The following is a 17,390-nucleotide window of genomic DNA, read 5'->3' as shown; positions in this document are numbered from 1 at the left end:
GCTCGCCAGCATGTTGCACGCATTCATCGTCGGGATGGGCAGATCCGGCGCAGGGCTGCATCTGCCGTCCCTGGCCAAGGTGCGCGAGGCGGCCCCCGGGCTGCTGGCGCCCGACCCGGTCGTCGTCCTCGACCCCCTGCTGCCGCCCGGCGGCGTGCGGGGAACGGTGACGGCCGGGTCGCCCGAGGAGGCCGCCGCGCTCGCGCCGCCCGACCGGACCGTCGTGCACCTGTGCACCCCGCCGCACGTCAGGGCCGGGATGCTGGCCCGGCTGGCGCCGCTCGGCTACCGCAAGTTCATCGTGGAGAAGCCGCTCGCGCTCGACCTGGTCGGGCTGGCCGCCGTGGCCCGGGTGCGCCGGCGCTGGGGCCTCGACCTCACGGTCGCCACCCACTGGCTCGACAGCACGCTCACCGGCCGGCTGCGGGCGGCGATGCGCGCCGAGGAGTTCGGCCCCCTGCGGCAGATCCGGGTGGTGCAGAACAAGCCCAGGTTCACCCGCAGCGCGGCGCGTCCCGACGCCACCACCGCCTTCGACATCGAGATGCCGCACGCGCTCGCCGTGGTGCTCAGCCTGGCCGGCGGCGCGCGGATCTCGGCGGCGTCCTGGGAGGACATGGTCACCGAACGCCTGCGGCTGCCCCGGCTCGGACGGGCCAGCCTGCGGCTCGACCACTACTCGGGCGTGCGCACGGAGATCGACTCCGACCTGACCTCGCCCGTCCGGGAGCGCCGCATCACCCTGCACTTCGACCGCGGCACGCTCACCGGCCACTACCCGTGCAGCGACGCCGACCACACCGCCCAGCTCAGGGTGGCCACGGCCGAGGGCGAACGGCGTACGGTGTTCACCGACGACGCCCTGCCCGCCTTCCTGCTGGCCGCCTACCGCCGCTACGCCCGCGCCCGCCGCTCGCCCGGCGCGCTGCCCGTCCAGGTCGACGCCGTGCGACTGCTCACCGAGGCCAAGCACCTGTGCGCGGCGCACGAGCCGGGGCGTGAGGAGGCGCCGCGTGCAGGCACCACCTCCTGAGCTGGCCGGCATCGGCGACGAGGCCGCCCCCGACCTCGACGGCCAGCTCGCCGCCGTGGGGGAGCTGGGCTGGAACCGGCTGGAGCTGCGCACGGTCGACGGCGTGCCGGTCGCCGCGCTCGGCGAGCAGGCGTTCCGGCGCGCGGCGCGGCGGTTGCGCGAGGCGCGGGCCGAGGTCGTCGCGGTCGCCTCGAAGATCGGCGACTGGTCGCGGCCGGTGACCGGCGACTTCGCGCTCGACCTGGCCGAGCTCGACGTGCTGGCCCGCCGCTGCCCGGTGCTGGGGACGCGGCTGGTGCGGATCATGTCCTTCCCCTCGGGCGGCCTGCCCGAGCCCGAGTGGGGGCGGAGGGTCCGCCACCGGCTGCGCGAGCTGGCCCGCCGGGCCGAGGACGCCGGGCTTCTGCTGGTCCACGAGAACTGCGCCGGCTGGGCGGGCGACCGCGCCGACCGCATGCTGGACCTGGTCACCGGGATCGGCAGCCCGGCGCTGCGGCTGCTGTTCGACATCGGCAACGGCGTCGCCCACGGCTACCCGGCGGCCCCGATGCTGCGCGAGGTCGTCCCGTACGTCGCGCACGTCCACGTCAAGGACGCCGTCACCGGTCCCTGCGGCGAGGTCGTCTACGTGCTGCCCGGCGAGGGGCGGGCGGGCGTCGCCGAGTGCCTGCGCCTGCTGTCCGCCCACGGCTACGCCGGCGCCCTGTCCATCGAGCCGCACCTGCGGCTGCGCCCCCACCTCGACGACCCGGGCGCGGGTGACCGGGCCGCGTTCGTCCGGTACGGGCGGGCGCTGGAACGGCTGGTGGGGCAGGTCGATGGACGTTGACGCCGTGCCTCTCGACGCGGCGGAGCGCGACCTGCTGCTGAGGCTGCTGCGGCTGCCCACGGCGGGCCCGCTGGAGACCGGACCGGCCGGGCCGCCGCCGCGGCTGCGCGAGGCCCAGGAGCAGTACGCGCGGGCCGCAGCGGCGCTCGGCTTCCGCACCGTGCGGCACACCTCGGTGCGCCCGGCCGAGCTGGACCGCGCCGACGTCCCCGCGCCCGTGCGCGAGGCCCTCGGCCTGCCCGGCTTCCTGGACGGCCAGCCCAGTCTGGTGCTGCGGCTGGGCCCCGGCCTCCCGGCGTCCCGCACGGTGATGTTCAACGTGCATCTCGACACGGTCGCCGGCGGCGGACCGGTCGTCTTCGACGGCGAGCGCTTCCACGGCCGCGGCGCGATCGACGCCAAGGGCCCGGCCGTCGCGCTGCTGGCCGGGCTGCGGGCGGCCCGCGCGTGCCGTCCGGCCATCGGGCGCGAGGTCGGGGTGCTGATCCAGGCCGTGGCGGGCGAGGAGGGCGGGGCCATGGGCGTGCTCGGCACCCGCCCGCTCGTCGAACGCGGCTACGTCGGGCGGCTCAACGTCTTCTGCGAGCCCACCGGCGTACGGTTCCTGCCGCGCAGCACGGCCGCCGCGACCGCGCGGATCGTGGTGGACGGCGACCACGCCGTGGACGACCGCCCGGCCGCCGGGCACAACGCCACGGTCCTGCTCGGCTTCCTGGCCCAGCACCTGGCCAGGGCGCTCGACCCGGACACCGTGTGCGTGGCGGGCCTGCACACCGGCACCCGCCACAACCAGGTGTACGGCCGCGGCTCCCTCCTGCTCAACCTGCCCTACGCCACGCCCGCCACCGGACGCCGCCTGGAACGGGACCTCGCGCGCGCCCTGGACGACGGGCTCGCGGCCTTCGCGGCGGCCTTCGGCGGCACCGCCCTGTTCGCCAGGACCGCCCGCGACGCCAGGGCGGTCACCCGGCTGGAGTGGCGCAAGCGCGGCCTGCCGGTGCTCGACGACCGCGACGCGTGGGGCCACGCGCTCCTGCGCGACCGGGCCGGGATCCCGCCCTGGCCCGCCGGAGAACCGGCCTTCACCTGCGACGCCATCTGGATGGCGGGCGTCGGGGGCGCCTGCACGGTCGTCCTGGGGCCGGGCGACCTGGCCGGCAACAACGCCCATGCCGAAGGGGAGTTCGCGCGGGCCGCCGAACTCGCCGGGTTCGCCGCCGCCGTGGCCCGGCTGATGATCGCCTTCACCGACGACAGGATTGGACGAGGAGCATGAACCCCACCGCCTCACCCGCGACGGACGCACCGCCCGCGCAGCCTTACCCGCCGGTCCCGGCAGTCGCCCGGCCGGCGCGGGCCGCCGTCCGGGTGCGCCACGACGACCTGCTGGACTTCGTCGCCGCCGTGTTCACCACCCGCGGCCTGGCCCCGGAGCGCGCCCGCGAGGCCGCCGCCGCGCTGTGCTACGGCGACCTGGTCGGCATGACCTCGCACGGCCTGGCCAACCTGACCCGGCTCTACCTGCCGCTGTTCGACGAGGGGCGGGTCGATCCGCTGGCCGAGCCGTCCGTGCTGGCCGACCGGGGCGCGGCCGTGCTGCTCGACGCCGATCGCGCCCTGGGGTTGTGGGCCGCCGGCCTGGCCATGGAGATCGCCGCGGGCCGCGCCTCGACGTACGGCGTCGGCCTGGTCTCCGTACGCGGGGGCACCCATCTCGGCTGCGCCGGGCACCACGCGCTGCGCGCGGTCGAGTACGGCATGATCGGCCTCATCGCGAGCAACTGCGGCCGCCAGCGCATCGCCAGGCCGCCCGGCGGCGCGGTGGCGATGCTGGGCACCAACCCGATCAGCGTCGCGGCCCCCGCGGGCGGGCATCCGCCCTTCGTGCTGGACATGAGCACCACCGCCATGCCCACCGGGCGGGTCAGGCAGGCCGCGCGGCACGGCGAGGAACTGCCCGAAGGGGTGCTGGCCGCCGACGACGGCGCTCCCGTGACCGACGCGGCGGCGTTCGACGAGGGGCGGGCGCACCTGCTCTGGCTGGGCGGCCAGGCCGGGCAGCACAAGGGCTTCGGGCTGGGGGTGGCGGTCGAGGTGCTGGCCGCGCTGGTGTCCGGCGCGGGTCTCGGCGCCCACCCCGACGCCCACGACGGCGACGGCGGCCCGAGCGGACGCGACGACGACATCGGCTTCCTCGCCCTGGCCGTCGCGCCCGGGGCGTTGCGCGAGGGCCTGGAGGGCGACGCGGCCACGATGTTCGGCGCGCTGCTCGGCTGCCCGCCCGCCGACCCCGTCTCGCCGGTGAGCTATCCCGGCTGGCACGAGCATCGCCGGGCCGAGGAACACCGGCGCTCGGGCGTCCCGCTCGGCACGGACCTGTACGACGAGCTGGCCGCCCTCGCCGCCGCCACCGGACTCGACGCCCCCGCCCTGGTGGTGGCGCGGTGAGCGCCCGGCTGCGCGTCGCGGTCATCGGGCTCGGCGTGATCTCGCGGTTCTACCTGGCGGGCCTGCACAGCTCGTCCGGGCTGCGGCTGGCCGCGGTGTGCGACACCGATCCGCGCGTCCTGGAGGGGCACCGCGTCCCCGGCTACCGCGACCACGTCCGGCTGCTGGAGGAGGAGCGGCCCGACGCCGTCGTGGTCACCGTCCCCAACGACCTGCACGCCCGGGTCTGCGCCGACGCGCTGGAGCGGCGCATCCCGGTCTGCGTGGAGAAGCCGCTCGCCCTCGACGCCGCGCAGGGCAGGCGGCTCACGGACCTGGCCGCGAGCTCGGGCGTGCCGCTGTTCACCGCCTTCCACCGGCGCTACAACTCCGCCGTCGGACGGCTGCGCGCGGCGTGCGCGGGCGCCCGCGTCGAGGAGCTGACCGTGCGCTACCTGGAACGCATCGAGGAGCACGCGGGCGACGACTCCTGGTACCTGGACGTACGGCGCTGCGGCGGCGGCTGCGTCGCCGACAACGGGCCCAACGCCTACGACCTGGTGGACCTGCTGCTCGGCCCGGCGCACGTCGTCTCCGCGCACGTCGACCGGGACGCCGCGGGGGCCGACCGGCAGGCGGACGTCGAGCTGCGCGCCGGCGCGGCCCGCGCGCGCGTCCTGCTCGACTGGTCCTACCCGGGCGAGCGCAAGGACCTGGAGGTGCGCCTGGCCGACGGCCGCAGCCTGTACGCCGACATGCTGGCCGGCCACTCCGGCTTCAAGAACTCCCTGTGGCACGAGTACGAGGGCGTGCTGGCCGCCTTCGAACGCTCGGTGCGCTACGGCACCCCCGACGGCGAGGGCGGCCTGCCCGCCCTGCGCTTCGTCGAGGACGTCTACCGCCTGGAGAAGGCCGGCGCGGGACGGGGTGCCGCGTGAACCCCGACGAGGACGGCCCCAAGACCGCGGTCACCGGGACCCTGCTGAAGGTGCTGGTGCACCGCAGGCAGGACCGCGGCATGCGGCTCGAACCGTACGCCAGCCGGTGCGTGCGCGCCGGCGAGGTGCACGAGCTGGTCGCCACCGACCACACCGAGACCGACGCGGGCGCCAGGATCGACCGGGTCGCCTTCCTGGGCTTCGCCGAGATCGTCGCGGCCGGCGTGCTGGACCGGGGCGACGAGGTGTGGATCGGCGGGCGCCGGGTCGGGGTGCTGCTCGGCTTCGACGGCTGCCACCTGCCCAACCACTACAACGTGCTGATCCACAGCGATCCCGCGGTCACCGGACGGGAGCTGGGACTCATGCCGGGCGAGCCGCTGGTCTTCAGCCAGGCCCTCCCGGACGAACCCGAGGAGGGCGGCGCCCGCGTCTTCCGCTGGCCCCTGCTGTAGAGCCGTTCTTGGGGATTCCGATTACTTTCCGTGACCTCTGGTTTACCTTCAGTCACTCAGGGTAATCTGATGATTGCGCACAGTAGTGGGAACCACTCGTTTTCGAGCCCACTAGAGGTCGCGTCCTTCCCCCCGATGATCCCCACCACGGCGGGCGGGCGCGTGTCACGAAAGGACAGACAATGGCTGCGGGCACCAAGACGACCAGCCGGCTGGAAGAGCGCTTCCGCCTCTGGGACAACGACGGCTCCGGCGCGATCGAGCGCTCCGACTTCGAGAACGAGGCCGACGGCATCATCGAGGGCCTGGGCGTGCAGGGGACGCCGCAGGCACATCAGCTGAAGCAGGCGTACCTGGCGATGTTCGACCACCTCGCGGGGGCGGTGGGCGCGTCGCGCCTCGACCAAGCGCAGTTCCTCCAGGCCGCCGAGCGCGAGATCATCAGCAGGGGCGACGACGGGTTCGCCCAGGTCGTGGGCCCGACCATCCAGGCCATCGTCAACGTCCTCGACCGTGACGGCGACGGCGAGGTCGACTCCTCCGAGATGGCCAAGTGGTTCGCGGCCATCGGGCTCGACGGCGCGGTCGCCGCCGAGGCCTTCCGGCAGATGGACACCGACGGCACCGGCAGACTCTCCGTCACCGAGCTGGTCGCCGCCGTCCGCGACTACCACCTCGGCAAGAACGACATCCCTCTGCTCGGCAGGTGACCTAGGCCCGAGCAGGCCGAAGGGTCGCCCAGAGCCGCTGTCTCCGGGGCGGCTCCGCCGAGGGAGCCGTCCGGGGGCCTTGTCCCCGGGCGGCTCCGCCCGAAGAAGGGGCCGTCCGGGCCGCATCCCCGGGCGGCCCCGCCGCCACCATCGCATCAGGACGGGAACCTTGGAGAAAACACTCTCTCCGCCCGGGGGATCGCCGCCCCGCGCCGCCGCCGCTCCCATCCCCTTCTTCTCCCAGGCGGCGACGTTCGACCGGCTGTGGAAGGAGATCCGCGCCGGGTGCGTCGACGTGCTGGACCGCGGCAAGTTCTCCCACGGCGCGAAGGTCGCCGAGCTCGAACGCCGGCTCGCCCTGTGGACCGGCGCGGCGCACGTCGTCGGCGTCAACTCCGGCACCGACGCGCTGGTGCTGCTGCTGCGCGCGGCCGGTCTGCGGCCCGGCGACCAGGTCGTGGTGCCCGCCTACAGCTTCATCGCGACGGCCAGCTCCGTCGTGCTGGCCGGCGGCGTGCCGGTCTTCGCCGACATCGAGGAGCACGGCCACGGCATCGACCCGGCCTCCGTCGACGCCGTGGCCGGGCCGCGCACCACGATGGTCATGCCGGCGCACCTGTTCGACCGCCTGGCCGACCTGCGGGGCGTGTGCGAGGTCGCCCGGCGGCGCGACCTGACCGTGCTGGAGGACAGCGCCGAGGCCATCGGCATGCGCCTCGACGGCACGCACGCCGGGCTCGTCGGCGCGGGCGGCGTGCTGTCGTTCTTCCCGTCCAAGACCCTCGGGGCCATCGGCGACGCCGGAGCGCTGCTCACCGACGACGACGGCATCGCCGAGACCGCGCGGGCGCTGCGCCACCACGGCCGCGGCGGCCGCACCCTCGACCACTTCCCCGGCATCGCCAACCCCACGATCCTGCCCGGCTGCAACAGCAAGATGGACGACCTCCAGGCCGCCGTCCTGCTGGCCAAGCTCGCCAGGCTCGACGCCGACATCGCCCGCAGGTCCGAGCTGGCCACCCGTTACGACGCGCGGCTGCGCGACGTGCCCGGCGTGCTGGCCGTGCCGGGCGCGGCGCCGCCGCACCCGGGCGGCAACCGGGTCTGCTACGTCTACCTCGTCGAGGCCGAGTCCCGCGACGCCCTGGCGGCGCACCTGGCCGCGGCGGGCATCGGCACCGAGGTCTACTACCCGGTCCCGCTGCACCTCCAGCCCTGCTTCGCCCACCTCGGCCACGTCCGGGGCGACTTCCCGAGGGCGGAGGCGGCCTGCGAGCGGGCGCTCGCCCTGCCGCTCTACCCCGACCTGTCCGACGCCGCGGCCGACCGCGTGTGCGACGAGATCGAGGGCTTCTACCGAGGGCGGCGCGGATGAGCCGGGTGCCGTTCTTCGCCGCCGACCTGTTCGAGGCCGACCGGGCGACGCTGCTGCGCACGGTCTACGCCGTCGGCACCGGCGAGGCCCAGAAGTTCATCCTGGGCGAGCACACCGCCCGGTTCGAACGCGAGCTGCGCCACCGGCTCGGCGCGGCCGACGCCGTGGCCTGCTCCAGCGGCACGTCCGCGCTCACCCTGGTGCTGGCCGCCATGGACGTGGGCCCCGGCGACGAGGTCGTGGTGCCCGCCTTCGGCTGCGCCCCGCTGGCCGCCACCGTCGTCGGCGCGGGAGCGCGGCCGGTGTTCGCCGACGTCGACCCCGTGACGCTCACCGCCGACCCCGCCGCCGCCGAGTCGCTGGTCACCGGGCGGACCAAGGCGGTGATGCCGGCCCACATGTTCTCCGTGATGGCCGACATGCCGCGCTTCCGCGAGCTGGCCGACCGGCACGGCCTGCGGCTGGTCGAGGACTCCGCGCTGGCCCAGGGCGGCACGCAGGGCGGGCGGCCCGCCGGTCGGTGGGGGGACGCGGGCGTCTACTCGTTCGTGCAGGTCAAGACGTTCGGCATGCCGGGGGAGGGCGGAGTGGTGATCACCGACGACCCGGCCCTGGCCGCGCACGTACGGATGCTGCGCAACCACGGCCAGGACGGCGCGCGGCGCTTCCACCACCGCCGCGTCGGCCACAACAGCCGCTTCGACGAGGTGATGGCGGCCTTCCAGCTCCACCGGCTCGCCGGCCTGGACGACCGCCTGTCGCGCCGGGCCGAGATCGCCTCCTACTACTCCCGGCGTTTCGAGCCCCTGGCGGAACGCGGGATCGTGGCACCGCCCGTCGGAGGGGACGGGCGGTTCCACTACGTCTACACCGTGCTCACCGAGCACCGGGACGCGCTGGCGGCCCACCTGGCCGCCCACGACATCGCCACCCACGTCTACTACCCGCGCACGCTGCCCGCCCAGCCGGCCTTCGCCCGCTTCGCGCCGCCCGGCGCGTCCTGGCCGGTGGCCGAGTCCGCCGCCCGGCGCACCCTGTCGCTGCCGCTGCACCCGCGGCTCGCCGACGCCGAGGTCGAACGGATCGCCGACGCGGTCTGCGCGTTCGCCCACGGCTCCCCGCAGGAGAACCCATGACCGACCAGGTGGTCACCCGCGGCCTCGGCCCCTACGCGCGGCTGGCCAAGCTCGACATCTACGACTACTACCTGGGCCTGCCGCTGGTGTGGTCGCTGCTGCCGCCGGCCGGGCGATGGCAGCCGTACGTGGTCGGCCTGCTGCTGTCCGTGCTGATCGCCGAGGCGGCCGTGGTGGCCGCGATGGTCGGGTTCGACGACATCACCGGCCACCGCGACGGCAGCGACGCGGCCAACTACTCCTCCGACGCCGCCCGGCGCAGACTGGCCCGCAAACCGCTGGTCGCCGGCACGCTCACCGAGCGGCAGGCGCTGCGCTTCGCCTGGACGGCCACCGCGATCAGCGCCGTGCTCTGGGCCGCGGTCGTGGCCGCCGCACCCCACCGGCCCGCGTGGGTGGTCGTGACGGCGGCGGCGTGCGTGGTCGCGGCCGTGCAGTACTCGTGGGGGCTCAAGCTCAGCTACCGGGGGTTCCAGGAGCTGTTCCTCGTCGGGCTCGGCGTGGGGTGGGTGCTGGTGCCGTACGGGCTGCTGACCGGGCAGGCGAGCGGGTTCGTGGCGGTGCAGGCGGTGCTCTTCGGGCTCGGGCCGATGATCTTCGGCCTGTACTCCAACACCAACGACGCCCGCGGTGACCGGGAGGCCGGGCGGTTCACCGTCGCTGCGCGGACGTCCCCGCGGGTCAACGCCGCCTTCGTCACCGCGGTGAGCGCGGCCGAGAGTCTGGTCGTCGGGTGGGCCGTGGCCGCCGGGGTCGCGCCCTGGTGGTTCCTGGGCGTGCTCGTGCCGCTGGTCTCCCTCCGCGTCGCCCAGCTGGTGATCGGGTTCGTCCGCGGAGACGTGCTGCGGGCCCGGCGGGTGGCGATCCGCACCCACCGCGTCACCGTCGGCGTGCTGATCCTGGCCAACCTGGTCCTGGCATGAACGTGGACGTCGCGGTGGTGGGCGCCGGGCCGGCCGGCCTGGCGGCGGCGTACGCGCTGGACCGGGCCGGGCTCGCGGTCCGCGTCCTGGAGGCGGCCGAGGCGGTGGGCGGGCGGATGCGCACGCTGCGGGCGCGGGGCTGCCTGATCGACACCGGCGCCGAGATGTTGCCGTCCGCGGACGGCTATCCGGCCACCTGGCGGCTGATCAGGGCGGTCGGCCTCGACCCGGCGGCCGTGCCGAGGGTGCGCGACGCCGTCGGCGTGTGGCGCGACGGGCGCGTCCACCCGCACGTCGGCCGCCCGCTCGGGCTGCTCACCGGCGCGGGCCTGCCGCCGCGCGCCCGCCTCGACCTGGTACGCCTGCGCCTCCGCCTGGCCCGCGGCCGTCCGGGCCCGGAGGCCACCGTCGCCGACCTGGTCGGGAAGTACCATCCCGACCTGCGCGCGTTTCTCGTCGAGCCGCTGGTCGCGGGGTTCTTCGGCTGGGACGCCGGGCGTTCGTCCGCCGCGGTGTTCGCCGAGCACCTGACGAGCACCGGGAGCACGAACACCTGGCACACCTACCGAGACGGTATGGACACCCTGGCCAGGGTGCTCGCCGCCGGGCTCGACGTGGTCACCGGGCACGAAGTGACAGGGGTGGTCCCGTGCCCGGGAGGGGTGCGGCTGGAGTCGCCGCGGGGGAGCGTGAGCGCGCGGGCGGCGGTCCTGGCCGTTCCCGCGCCCGTGGCGGCCCGGCTGCATCCCGGCGCCCCGCCGGAGGAGCGGGCGTACCTGGAGGCGTGCACGTACGCGCCCATGCTGCGGCTCAGCCTCGTCCTGTCCCGGCCGGCGGCGCCCGGCTGGCGCGGGTTCGCCACGCTCGTGCCCGCGGCCGAGGACCCCGTGCTCAACGTGATCACCGTCGACCACCACAAGCACCCGGGCCGGGCCCCCGCCGGCACCGGGCTCATCTCGCTCATCACCTCGCCGCAGGGCACGGCCGCGCTCATGGGGGAGAGCGACGAGAAGGTCGCCGACCAGCTCGTCGGGCGCGCCGAGCGGTTCGTGCCCGGCCTGGCCGGCCGGGTGGCCCGCTTCCACGTGCACCGCTTCCCGCACGGGCTGCCGGAGGCGACGCCGCGGGCGCTGGCGCTGCGGGCGGCATTCGAGGGACGTCCCGGGGCGGCGGTCGACTACGCCGGCGACTGGGTCGCCCTGCGGCCGTGCAGCGAGGGCGCGGTCGCGGCGGGGGAACAGGCCGCCGCGCGGGTGCTCGCCCGCCTGTCGTAGCCGCCCGCCCGCCGTCCGCCCGTTTTTCAACGACGTACGCGCATGGAGAGAAATCAGATGGCCTTCTTCACCCGGCCCATCGAGTTGGGCACCCTTTTCGACGACCTCGCCGATCGCGGACGCGGGACCGGCGTGCACGTGAGCCGTCCCCTGGACATCGCCCCCCACCTGGGCACCGACCTCGACCTGCCGGACCTGGCCGAGCTGGTCAGGGAGGCGGCCGGCTGGCTGGCCGCCGCCGGCGCGCGCCGGGGTGACCGGGTCGCCGTCGTCAAGCGCAACCACTGGGACTACGTGCTGCTGTCCTGCGCCGCCGCGCGCATCGGGGCGGTGCCCGCCACACTGTCCGCCGACCTGCCGCCCGACGTGCTGGAGATCCTGCTCAAACGGCTGGAGCCCGCGCTCCTCGTCACCGACGCCGCCCTCGCCGCCCGGCCCGGCGTGGCCTTCCAGGCGCCGCGCACCCTGGTCCTCGACGGCACGGCGAAGGGGCTGCTGTCGCTGGACGACGTCCGCGGCTGGGCCGTGCCGCCGGTGCACCGGCCCGCCCTCGACGACCCGCTGGCCGTCATGCACACCTCGGGGACGACCGGGGTGCCCAAACTCGTCGTGCACTCCACCCGTACGCTGCTGCGCCGCCTGGCCGGGTTCGAGGCCCACCGGTGGCCGGTGCTGGGCAGCCGTCCCGACGACGTCGTGGCGAGCGCCATCTCCTTCGCCCACGGGCGGGCCCTGGCCTGGACCGCGAGCGTGTTGTGGCTCGGCCCCGCCAAGGTGCTGGCCGTCTCCGCGCCCGGCTGGGAGGAGGCCGGCCCGTTCCTGGCCCGGCACCGGCCCACGACGCTGGAGGCGCTGCCGGCCACGTACGTGCGGTGGCAGCGGCGCGCGCTCGGCGAGGCCGGCCCGTTCACGCGGGTGCGCCTGTACATCAGCACGTTCGACGCCGTGCACCCGCCCACCGTGCGCGCCTTCCTGAACGCCACCCGGCGCCGGCGGCCGGTGTGGATGCAGGGCTGGGGGCAGAGCGAGACCGGGCCGCTGACCTTCCGCCTGCTCACCCGCCGGTCCATGGCGGACGGCGACAGCCGCCACCCCACCACGCGCGACCTCGGACGTCCGGTGCCCACGCGGACCCGGCTGCGGGTGGTGGACCGCGAGACGTTGCGTCCGCTGCCGCGCGGCGCGAGCGGGCTCGTGGTCTGCCGCACCAAGGCCCTGTGCCTCGGGTACGTCGGCGAGCAGGAACGGTGGCAGGGCAAACGGCTCGGAGGGTGGTGGCACACCGGGGACGTCGGGTCGCTCAGCCGTACCGGCCGGGTGCGGTTCGTGGACCGGGAGACCGACACGATCCCCGGCGCGAGCTGCGTGGAGCTGGAGGACGTGATCGACGACCGGCTGCCCGAAGTGCTGGAGTGCGTGATCCTGGGCGTTCCCGGACGGCCGTCCCTGCCGGTCGTGGTCACCGAGGACGGCGGCCTCGACCGCGACGCGTGGCGGCGGGCCGTCGCCGACCTGCCCGAGCTGGCCGACCCCGTGGTGATCACCTGGGACCAGGTCCCCCGCACCGGCACGGGCAAGGTCCGCAGAACGGCGCTGCGCGAGCTGCTGGGCGAGACCCCCGACACGTACGGCACCGGGCGGTGGACGTGACGCCGGGGACGCGGGCCGCCGGCCGGTCCGTCGCCGAGCGGGAGGCGGTCGCCTGGCCGCTGGCGGGCGTGGTCGTGCGGGCGCGCGGCGAGTCGGTGGCGTTGCGGGTGGCCGTCCAGCGGTTGTGCGCGCTGGGCTGCGAGGTCCGGTTCGACGGCGCGCCGCCGCCGGACGGGTCGCCCGCCGGGTGGCTGGGGGTCGCCTCCGCGCCGTTCGGCAGGCCGGGGGAGGCGCTGCCGGAGTGCGGGATCGGCTGGTCGGGGCCGGTCGGGGTGCCGATGGAGGGCGAGCGCGACGTGCAGGCGGCCTGCGGGATCGCCCACGTGCACGGGCGGGCCGCCGGCGGGCCGAGGGCGCTGCGCCTGGACTACGCGTCGGTGTGCGCGGGGGTGCTCACCGCCCAGGCGCTCACGGCGGTCCTGCTCGCCCTGCTGCGGGGCGGGCCCGCGCTGGCGGCGCGCACGTCCGTGGCGCAGGCGGCGCTGCTCGCGCTCACCCAGTACATCGCCGTCGCCACCTGTGAACGCTTCGACCCGCCCCTCTCCGCCGGACGCGTGCCGTCCCCGGGAGCGGGGCGGGTGCCGCCGTTCCGGTCGGCGGACGGGGTGCGGTTCGAGATCGAGACGTTCGACGCGGAGCGCTGGCGGCGGTTCTGGGACCTGCTCGGCGCCGAGCCGAGGGCCGCGGCGGCGGGCTGGCCGCCGTTCCAGCAGCGGTTCGCGACGGCGACCTGCACGCTGCCGGCCGGGCTGGGCCGGACGGCCGCCGCCGCCGGATACCGGGACGTCGTGGCGGCCGCCGCGGACGCCGGCGTCAGCGTGCTGCCCGTACGGGACGCGGACGCGCCGCTGGCGCCCCCGCCCGCCTCGCCGTGGCGGCTGCGGGCGCTGACCGAGCACGCCGCCGAGGCCGCCGCCGGGGAGCCGGCCGGCCTGCCGCCGCTCGCCCGGGACGCCCGGGGCCCGCTGGCCGGGCTGCTCGTCGTGGAGTCCACCAACCGGGTGCAGGGGCCGCTGGCCGGACACGTGCTCGGCCTGCTCGGCGCGGACGTCGTGCGCCTTGAGCCGCCCGGCGGGGACCCGCTGCGCGGCGTGCCGCCGATGGCGGGGCCGACCTCGGCCCGGTTCCTCGCGCTCAACCGCGGCAAACGCGCCCTCGAAGCCGACCTCAAGTCCGCCGCCGGACGCCGGGCCGCCCTGCGCCTGATCGCCTGCGCCCACGTGTTCCTGCACAACTGGCCGCCCGGACGGGCCTGCTCGTACGGGCTGGACCACGACGATCTCGCGCCCGTCCGGCCGTCCCTGGTGTACGCGCAGGCCGGGGGGTGGGCCGAGGCGCTGCCCCCGCCGCAGCCCATGGGCACCGACTACCTGGTGCAGGCCTACAGCGGGGTGGCGGCGCGGCTGGCCGGGCCCGGCGAGCAGCCCGCGCCGTCCCTGATGACGCTGACCGACGTGCTGGGCGCGCTGATCAGCGCGGAAGCCGTCGTCGCGGCGCTGGTGGCGCGCGCCCGCACCGGCGTCGGCGTCCGTGCCGGGACGGCGCTCATCGACGCGGCCCGCCTGCTGCGCGCCACGCCGCCCGGGACGCCGCCGGGGAGCCGGGAGGCCGCGCCCGTGACGGATCTGGCCGCCATGGCCGACGACCCGGCGTTCCACCGGGTGCTCGACCGTACCCCGCAAGCCGCCTACAGCCGTGCCCCTTGGACGTTCGTGCCAGCCCCCCACCACGAGGAGGCCCTCTGAATGCGTACCGACCCCCTGCCCTGGACGTCGGCCAACGGGATCGTCCTGGCCGACCGCGTGCCCGCGGACGTGCGCGCGGCGTGGACCGCCCGCGGCCTGTGCCCCGGCCTGGACCTGTACAGCCTGTTCAGCCGGCACGTGCGCCGCACGCCGGAGCGTGAGGCGGTCGCCGACGAGACCGGCTCGCTCGACTTCGCCGCGCTGGACGCCCGCGTGCGCCGGGCCGCGGCCGCACTGGCCGCCGCCGGGCGGGGAACGGCCGACATCATCGCCGTCCTGCTGCCCAACGGGCGCGACGCGGTGGTGGCCGAGCTGGCGGTGGCCGCCGTCGGCGCGGTGGCCCTGCCCATCCCGCACACGCGGGGACGGCGCGACATCGCGGGCCTGCTGAACCGGTCCCGGGCGGCCGCGCTGATCACCGTGCCCGAGCTGGCCCTGGGGCTGCGGGCCGGGCTGCCGTACCTGGAGCAGACGTGGACGTTCGGCCCGCCCACGCCCGGCGCCCGATCGCTCGACGAGGTGGCCGAGCCGGACGTCCGCGCGTGGCGGCCCGCGTGCCCGGACGCCGAGCGGCCCGCCCGGATCCTGCTCTCCTCCGGCACCGAGTCCGAGCCGAAGATGGTCGCCTACTCCCACAACGCCATGGCCGGCGGCCGGGGCGCCTACCTGCGGGCCGTGCTGGGCGAGGACGGGCCCACGCGCAACCTGCTGCTGGTCTCGCTGGCCTCCTCGTACGGCTCCTGCGGCACCTCCGTCCTGCTGGCCCGGCACGGCGGCACGCTGATCCTGCGCGCCCGATTCGACGCCGCCGACGCGTTGCGCGCCGTCGAGCGGCACCGTCCCACCCACCTGTACGGCGTCCCGACGATGTTGCGCCGCATGGCCGACTCGGCGGCCGAGGCCGACCTGTCGTCGCTGCGCCGCGTCGTCAGCAGCGCCCAGCCCCTGCACGGCGAGGCCAGGCAGGCGTGCGCCCGCCGCTTCGGCGTGCCGCTCGTCAACGTGTACGGCTCCACCGACGGCGTCAACTGCCACACCGGCCGCGCCCCGGACCGGTGGGCCCCCGGCCTGGCCGGAACCCCGGACCCCGCCGTCGCCGAGATCACGATCCGGGACGCCGAGGGCGAGCCGGTGCCGCCGGGCGAGCCGGGCGAGATCTGGGCCCTCGGCCCGATGACCCCCCTGTGCTACGTCGCCGCCCCCGACCTGGACGACCGCTACCGCGCCCCCGGCGGCTGGGTCCGCACCGGCGACCTGGGCCGCCTCGACCCCGACGGCACGCTGTGGGTCCTCGACCGGATCAAGCGCGTCGTGATGCGCGGCGGCCTCAGCATCTCCCCGGCCGAGGTCGAGCGCGAGCTCAGCGCCCATCCCGACGTCGCCGACGCCTTCTGCGTCCCGGTGCCGGACGACGACCTGGGGGAGCGCATGTGCGCCTGCGTGTCGCCGCGGCCCGGCGCGAGACCGCCGTCCCCGGCCGAGCTGATCGTCTACCTGCGCGAGGAACGCGGCCTGGACCGGCGCAAACTTCCCGAACGGTTCCTCTGGCTGCCCGAACTGCCGCTCGGCCCGACCGGCAAGGTCTGCGCCGCCACCCTCACCCGCCTGGCCGCGCAGTCGGCGGTGCCCGTCCCGCGCAGCCCGATGAGGAGCGGCCGATGAGCCGGACCGCCTACGTGTTCGGCGAGCGCCGCGACCACGTCGCCGAGCAGCACCGCTGCCTGGAGCTGGCCTACGACCCGATGACCATCGAACGCCTGGCCGAGGCGGGCGTCGGGCCCGGCATGCGGTGCCTGGAGGTGGGCGCGGGCGGCGGCAGCGTGGCGGAGTGGCTGGCCCGCCGCGTCGGATCGGCCGGGAGCGTGCTGGCCACCGACATCGAGCCCGCCTTCGAGCCCGTGGCCCCCCGGCTGGAGGTGGTCAGGCACGACATCATCCGCGACCCGCTGCCGGAGGCCGCGTTCGACGTGGTGCACGCCCGGCTGGTGCTGCTGCTCCTGCCGGAGCGGCTGGCCGTGCTGGACCGGCTCGTCCGGGCGCTCAAGCCGGGTGGCGTGCTGCAGCTCGACGAGTTCGACATCACCTACGGCCCCGGGCTGCTGATGCCCGACCCGGCCTCGGCCGAGCTCTACGAGACGTTCATGCAGGCCAAGATCCGCGTGATGACGCGCGCCGGGGTGGACGTGGCCTGGGGACGTCACGCGGCGGCGGCGATGCGGCGGGCCGGGCTGACCGGCGTCGACCCCAGGCCCTGGGTGGAGTTGTGGGACGCGCGCTCGCCCGGGGCGCGGCTGGTCGCCCACCACACCAGGCACCTGCGCGACCGGTTCGCCGAGGAGGGCCTGACCGACCGGCAGCTCGCCGACGTGCGCGCGCTGCTGGCCCATCCGGACTTCCGCGCCACCTCGTGCGTGACCTACTCCGTGCAGGGCCGCCGTCCCCTGGAGGTGGCGTGATGCGCATCGACCTGCACGGCGCCGCGCCCGGCGTGCACTCCGCGATGGCTCGCTTCGACGCCGCCGCGAGCCGGGAGCTCGATCCCGCGCTCGCCGAGCTGGTCCGGGTGCGGGCCTCGCAGCTCAACGGCTGCGCGGTCTGCCTCGGCATGCACACCCGCGCCGCCCTGGAGGCGGGCGAGGACGCCGAACGCCTGCACAGCCTCGCCCTCTGGCGCGACAGCACCCTGTTCACCGGGCCCGAACGCGCGGCGCTGGCGCTCACCGAGTCGATGACCAGGATCGCCGAGGCCGGGGTGCCGGAGGAGGTGTTCGACGCGGCCCGCGAGCACTTCGACGAGACCGCGCTGGCCCACCTGCTGTGGACGATCGCCGCCATCAACGTCTGGAACCGGGTGGCGATCGCCGCCGGCCCGCCCGCCGGATAGGCGGCGGCTGT

Annotated in this window: 16 protein-coding genes; all 16 read left to right on the top strand. The window is 76.1% G+C overall.

The genetic code is table 11. The features are described 5' to 3' along the window. Positions 1 to 10: 10 nt before the first annotated feature. The 16 genes from ACIBK9_RS25170 (at position 11) to ACIBK9_RS25095 (ending at position 17,379) form a co-directional block, all read left to right on the top strand. Entirely contained in the window at positions 11 to 1,033 is a 1,023-nt protein-coding gene (locus ACIBK9_RS25170; protein WP_397161501.1) for an oxidoreductase, read from the top strand. Beyond that, the gene (locus tag ACIBK9_RS25165) at positions 1,014 to 1,862 is read left to right on the top strand and encodes a sugar phosphate isomerase/epimerase family protein (RefSeq protein ID WP_397161499.1); all 849 of its coding nucleotides are present in this window, start codon (positions 1,014 to 1,016) and stop codon (positions 1,860 to 1,862) included. The genes ACIBK9_RS25170 and ACIBK9_RS25165 overlap by 20 nt, the downstream gene beginning before the upstream one ends. After that, the gene (locus ACIBK9_RS25160; protein WP_397161497.1) at positions 1,852 to 3,138 is read left to right on the top strand and encodes a M20/M25/M40 family metallo-hydrolase; all 1,287 of its coding nucleotides are present in this window, start codon (positions 1,852 to 1,854) and stop codon (positions 3,136 to 3,138) included. Before ACIBK9_RS25165 ends, ACIBK9_RS25160 begins: the two co-directional genes overlap by 11 nt. Next, positions 3,135 to 4,310 carry an Ldh family oxidoreductase gene (locus tag ACIBK9_RS25155; RefSeq protein ID WP_397161495.1) on the top strand — a complete coding sequence of 392 codons (1,176 nt, stop codon included), beginning with the start codon at positions 3,135 to 3,137 and terminating at the stop codon, positions 4,308 to 4,310. The genes ACIBK9_RS25160 and ACIBK9_RS25155 overlap by 4 nt, the downstream gene beginning before the upstream one ends. Continuing rightward, positions 4,307 to 5,227 (top strand): Gfo/Idh/MocA family protein, encoded by a 921-nt coding sequence (locus tag ACIBK9_RS25150; RefSeq protein ID WP_397161493.1) that lies wholly within the window; start codon positions 4,307 to 4,309, stop codon positions 5,225 to 5,227. The genes ACIBK9_RS25155 and ACIBK9_RS25150 overlap by 4 nt, the downstream gene beginning before the upstream one ends. After that, positions 5,224 to 5,682 carry a DUF6917 domain-containing protein gene (locus ACIBK9_RS25145; RefSeq protein ID WP_387676792.1) on the top strand — a complete coding sequence of 153 codons (459 nt, stop codon included), beginning with the start codon at positions 5,224 to 5,226 and terminating at the stop codon, positions 5,680 to 5,682. Before ACIBK9_RS25150 ends, ACIBK9_RS25145 begins: the two co-directional genes overlap by 4 nt. A 182-nt stretch (positions 5,683 to 5,864) precedes the next feature. Next, complete coding sequence (locus ACIBK9_RS25140; protein WP_397161491.1) at positions 5,865 to 6,392, top strand: EF-hand domain-containing protein; 528 nt, start codon at positions 5,865 to 5,867, stop codon at positions 6,390 to 6,392. Positions 6,393 to 6,561: 169 nt separating this feature from the next. Beyond that, positions 6,562 to 7,767 (top strand): DegT/DnrJ/EryC1/StrS family aminotransferase, encoded by a 1,206-nt coding sequence (locus ACIBK9_RS25135; RefSeq protein ID WP_397161489.1) that lies wholly within the window; start codon positions 6,562 to 6,564, stop codon positions 7,765 to 7,767. After that, positions 7,764 to 8,903, top strand: a complete 1,140-nt coding sequence (locus ACIBK9_RS25130) for a DegT/DnrJ/EryC1/StrS family aminotransferase (RefSeq protein WP_397161487.1) — start codon at positions 7,764 to 7,766, stop codon at positions 8,901 to 8,903. The genes ACIBK9_RS25135 and ACIBK9_RS25130 overlap by 4 nt, the downstream gene beginning before the upstream one ends. Further along, complete coding sequence (locus tag ACIBK9_RS25125) at positions 8,900 to 9,826, top strand: UbiA family prenyltransferase (protein ID WP_397161485.1); 927 nt, start codon at positions 8,900 to 8,902, stop codon at positions 9,824 to 9,826. Before ACIBK9_RS25130 ends, ACIBK9_RS25125 begins: the two co-directional genes overlap by 4 nt. Further along, positions 9,823 to 11,100, top strand: a complete 1,278-nt coding sequence (locus ACIBK9_RS25120; RefSeq protein ID WP_397161483.1) for a protoporphyrinogen/coproporphyrinogen oxidase — start codon at positions 9,823 to 9,825, stop codon at positions 11,098 to 11,100. The genes ACIBK9_RS25125 and ACIBK9_RS25120 overlap by 4 nt, the downstream gene beginning before the upstream one ends. 42 nt (positions 11,101 to 11,142) lie before the next feature. Then, entirely contained in the window at positions 11,143 to 12,750 is a 1,608-nt protein-coding gene (locus ACIBK9_RS25115; RefSeq protein WP_397161481.1) for a class I adenylate-forming enzyme family protein, read from the top strand. Continuing rightward, positions 12,741 to 14,495 carry a CoA transferase gene (locus ACIBK9_RS25110; RefSeq protein WP_397161479.1) on the top strand — a complete coding sequence of 585 codons (1,755 nt, stop codon included), beginning with the start codon at positions 12,741 to 12,743 and terminating at the stop codon, positions 14,493 to 14,495. Before ACIBK9_RS25115 ends, ACIBK9_RS25110 begins: the two co-directional genes overlap by 10 nt. Beyond that, complete coding sequence (locus ACIBK9_RS25105; RefSeq protein WP_397161477.1) at positions 14,496 to 16,157, top strand: class I adenylate-forming enzyme family protein; 1,662 nt, start codon at positions 14,496 to 14,498, stop codon at positions 16,155 to 16,157. Then, positions 16,154 to 16,951, top strand: a complete 798-nt coding sequence (locus tag ACIBK9_RS25100; protein WP_397161475.1) for a class I SAM-dependent methyltransferase — start codon at positions 16,154 to 16,156, stop codon at positions 16,949 to 16,951. The genes ACIBK9_RS25105 and ACIBK9_RS25100 overlap by 4 nt, the downstream gene beginning before the upstream one ends. After that, positions 16,951 to 17,379, top strand: coding sequence for a carboxymuconolactone decarboxylase family protein (locus tag ACIBK9_RS25095; RefSeq protein WP_397161473.1), 429 nt, complete (start codon positions 16,951 to 16,953; stop codon positions 17,377 to 17,379). The genes ACIBK9_RS25100 and ACIBK9_RS25095 overlap by 1 nt, the downstream gene beginning before the upstream one ends. Positions 17,380 to 17,390: the final 11 nt, after the last annotated feature.

The organism is Nonomuraea sp. NPDC050227, from assembly GCF_044459705.1.
GTDB lineage: Bacteria > Actinomycetota > Actinomycetes > Streptosporangiales > Streptosporangiaceae > Nonomuraea.
Note: the sequence above shows the minus strand (reverse complement) of the source record. Positions and strands in the feature narration are given on the sequence as shown.

Coding starts and splice junctions, on each gene's coding strand:
- ACIBK9_RS25170 (WP_397161501.1), top strand. CDS start 11: ATGTTGCACGCATTCATCGTCGGGATGGGCAGATCCGGCGCAGGGCTG.
- ACIBK9_RS25160 (WP_397161497.1), top strand. CDS start 1,852: ATGGACGTTGACGCCGTGCCTCTCGACGCGGCGGAGCGCGACCTGCTG.
- ACIBK9_RS25155 (WP_397161495.1), top strand. CDS start 3,135: ATGAACCCCACCGCCTCACCCGCGACGGACGCACCGCCCGCGCAGCCT.
- ACIBK9_RS25140 (WP_397161491.1), top strand. CDS start 5,865: ATGGCTGCGGGCACCAAGACGACCAGCCGGCTGGAAGAGCGCTTCCGC.
- ACIBK9_RS25130 (WP_397161487.1), top strand. CDS start 7,764: ATGAGCCGGGTGCCGTTCTTCGCCGCCGACCTGTTCGAGGCCGACCGG.
- ACIBK9_RS25125 (WP_397161485.1), top strand. CDS start 8,900: ATGACCGACCAGGTGGTCACCCGCGGCCTCGGCCCCTACGCGCGGCTG.
- ACIBK9_RS25120 (WP_397161483.1), top strand. CDS start 9,823: ATGAACGTGGACGTCGCGGTGGTGGGCGCCGGGCCGGCCGGCCTGGCG.
- ACIBK9_RS25115 (WP_397161481.1), top strand. CDS start 11,143: ATGGAGAGAAATCAGATGGCCTTCTTCACCCGGCCCATCGAGTTGGGC.
- ACIBK9_RS25105 (WP_397161477.1), top strand. CDS start 14,496: ATGCGTACCGACCCCCTGCCCTGGACGTCGGCCAACGGGATCGTCCTG.
- ACIBK9_RS25100 (WP_397161475.1), top strand. CDS start 16,154: ATGAGCCGGACCGCCTACGTGTTCGGCGAGCGCCGCGACCACGTCGCC.
- ACIBK9_RS25095 (WP_397161473.1), top strand. CDS start 16,951: ATGCGCATCGACCTGCACGGCGCCGCGCCCGGCGTGCACTCCGCGATG.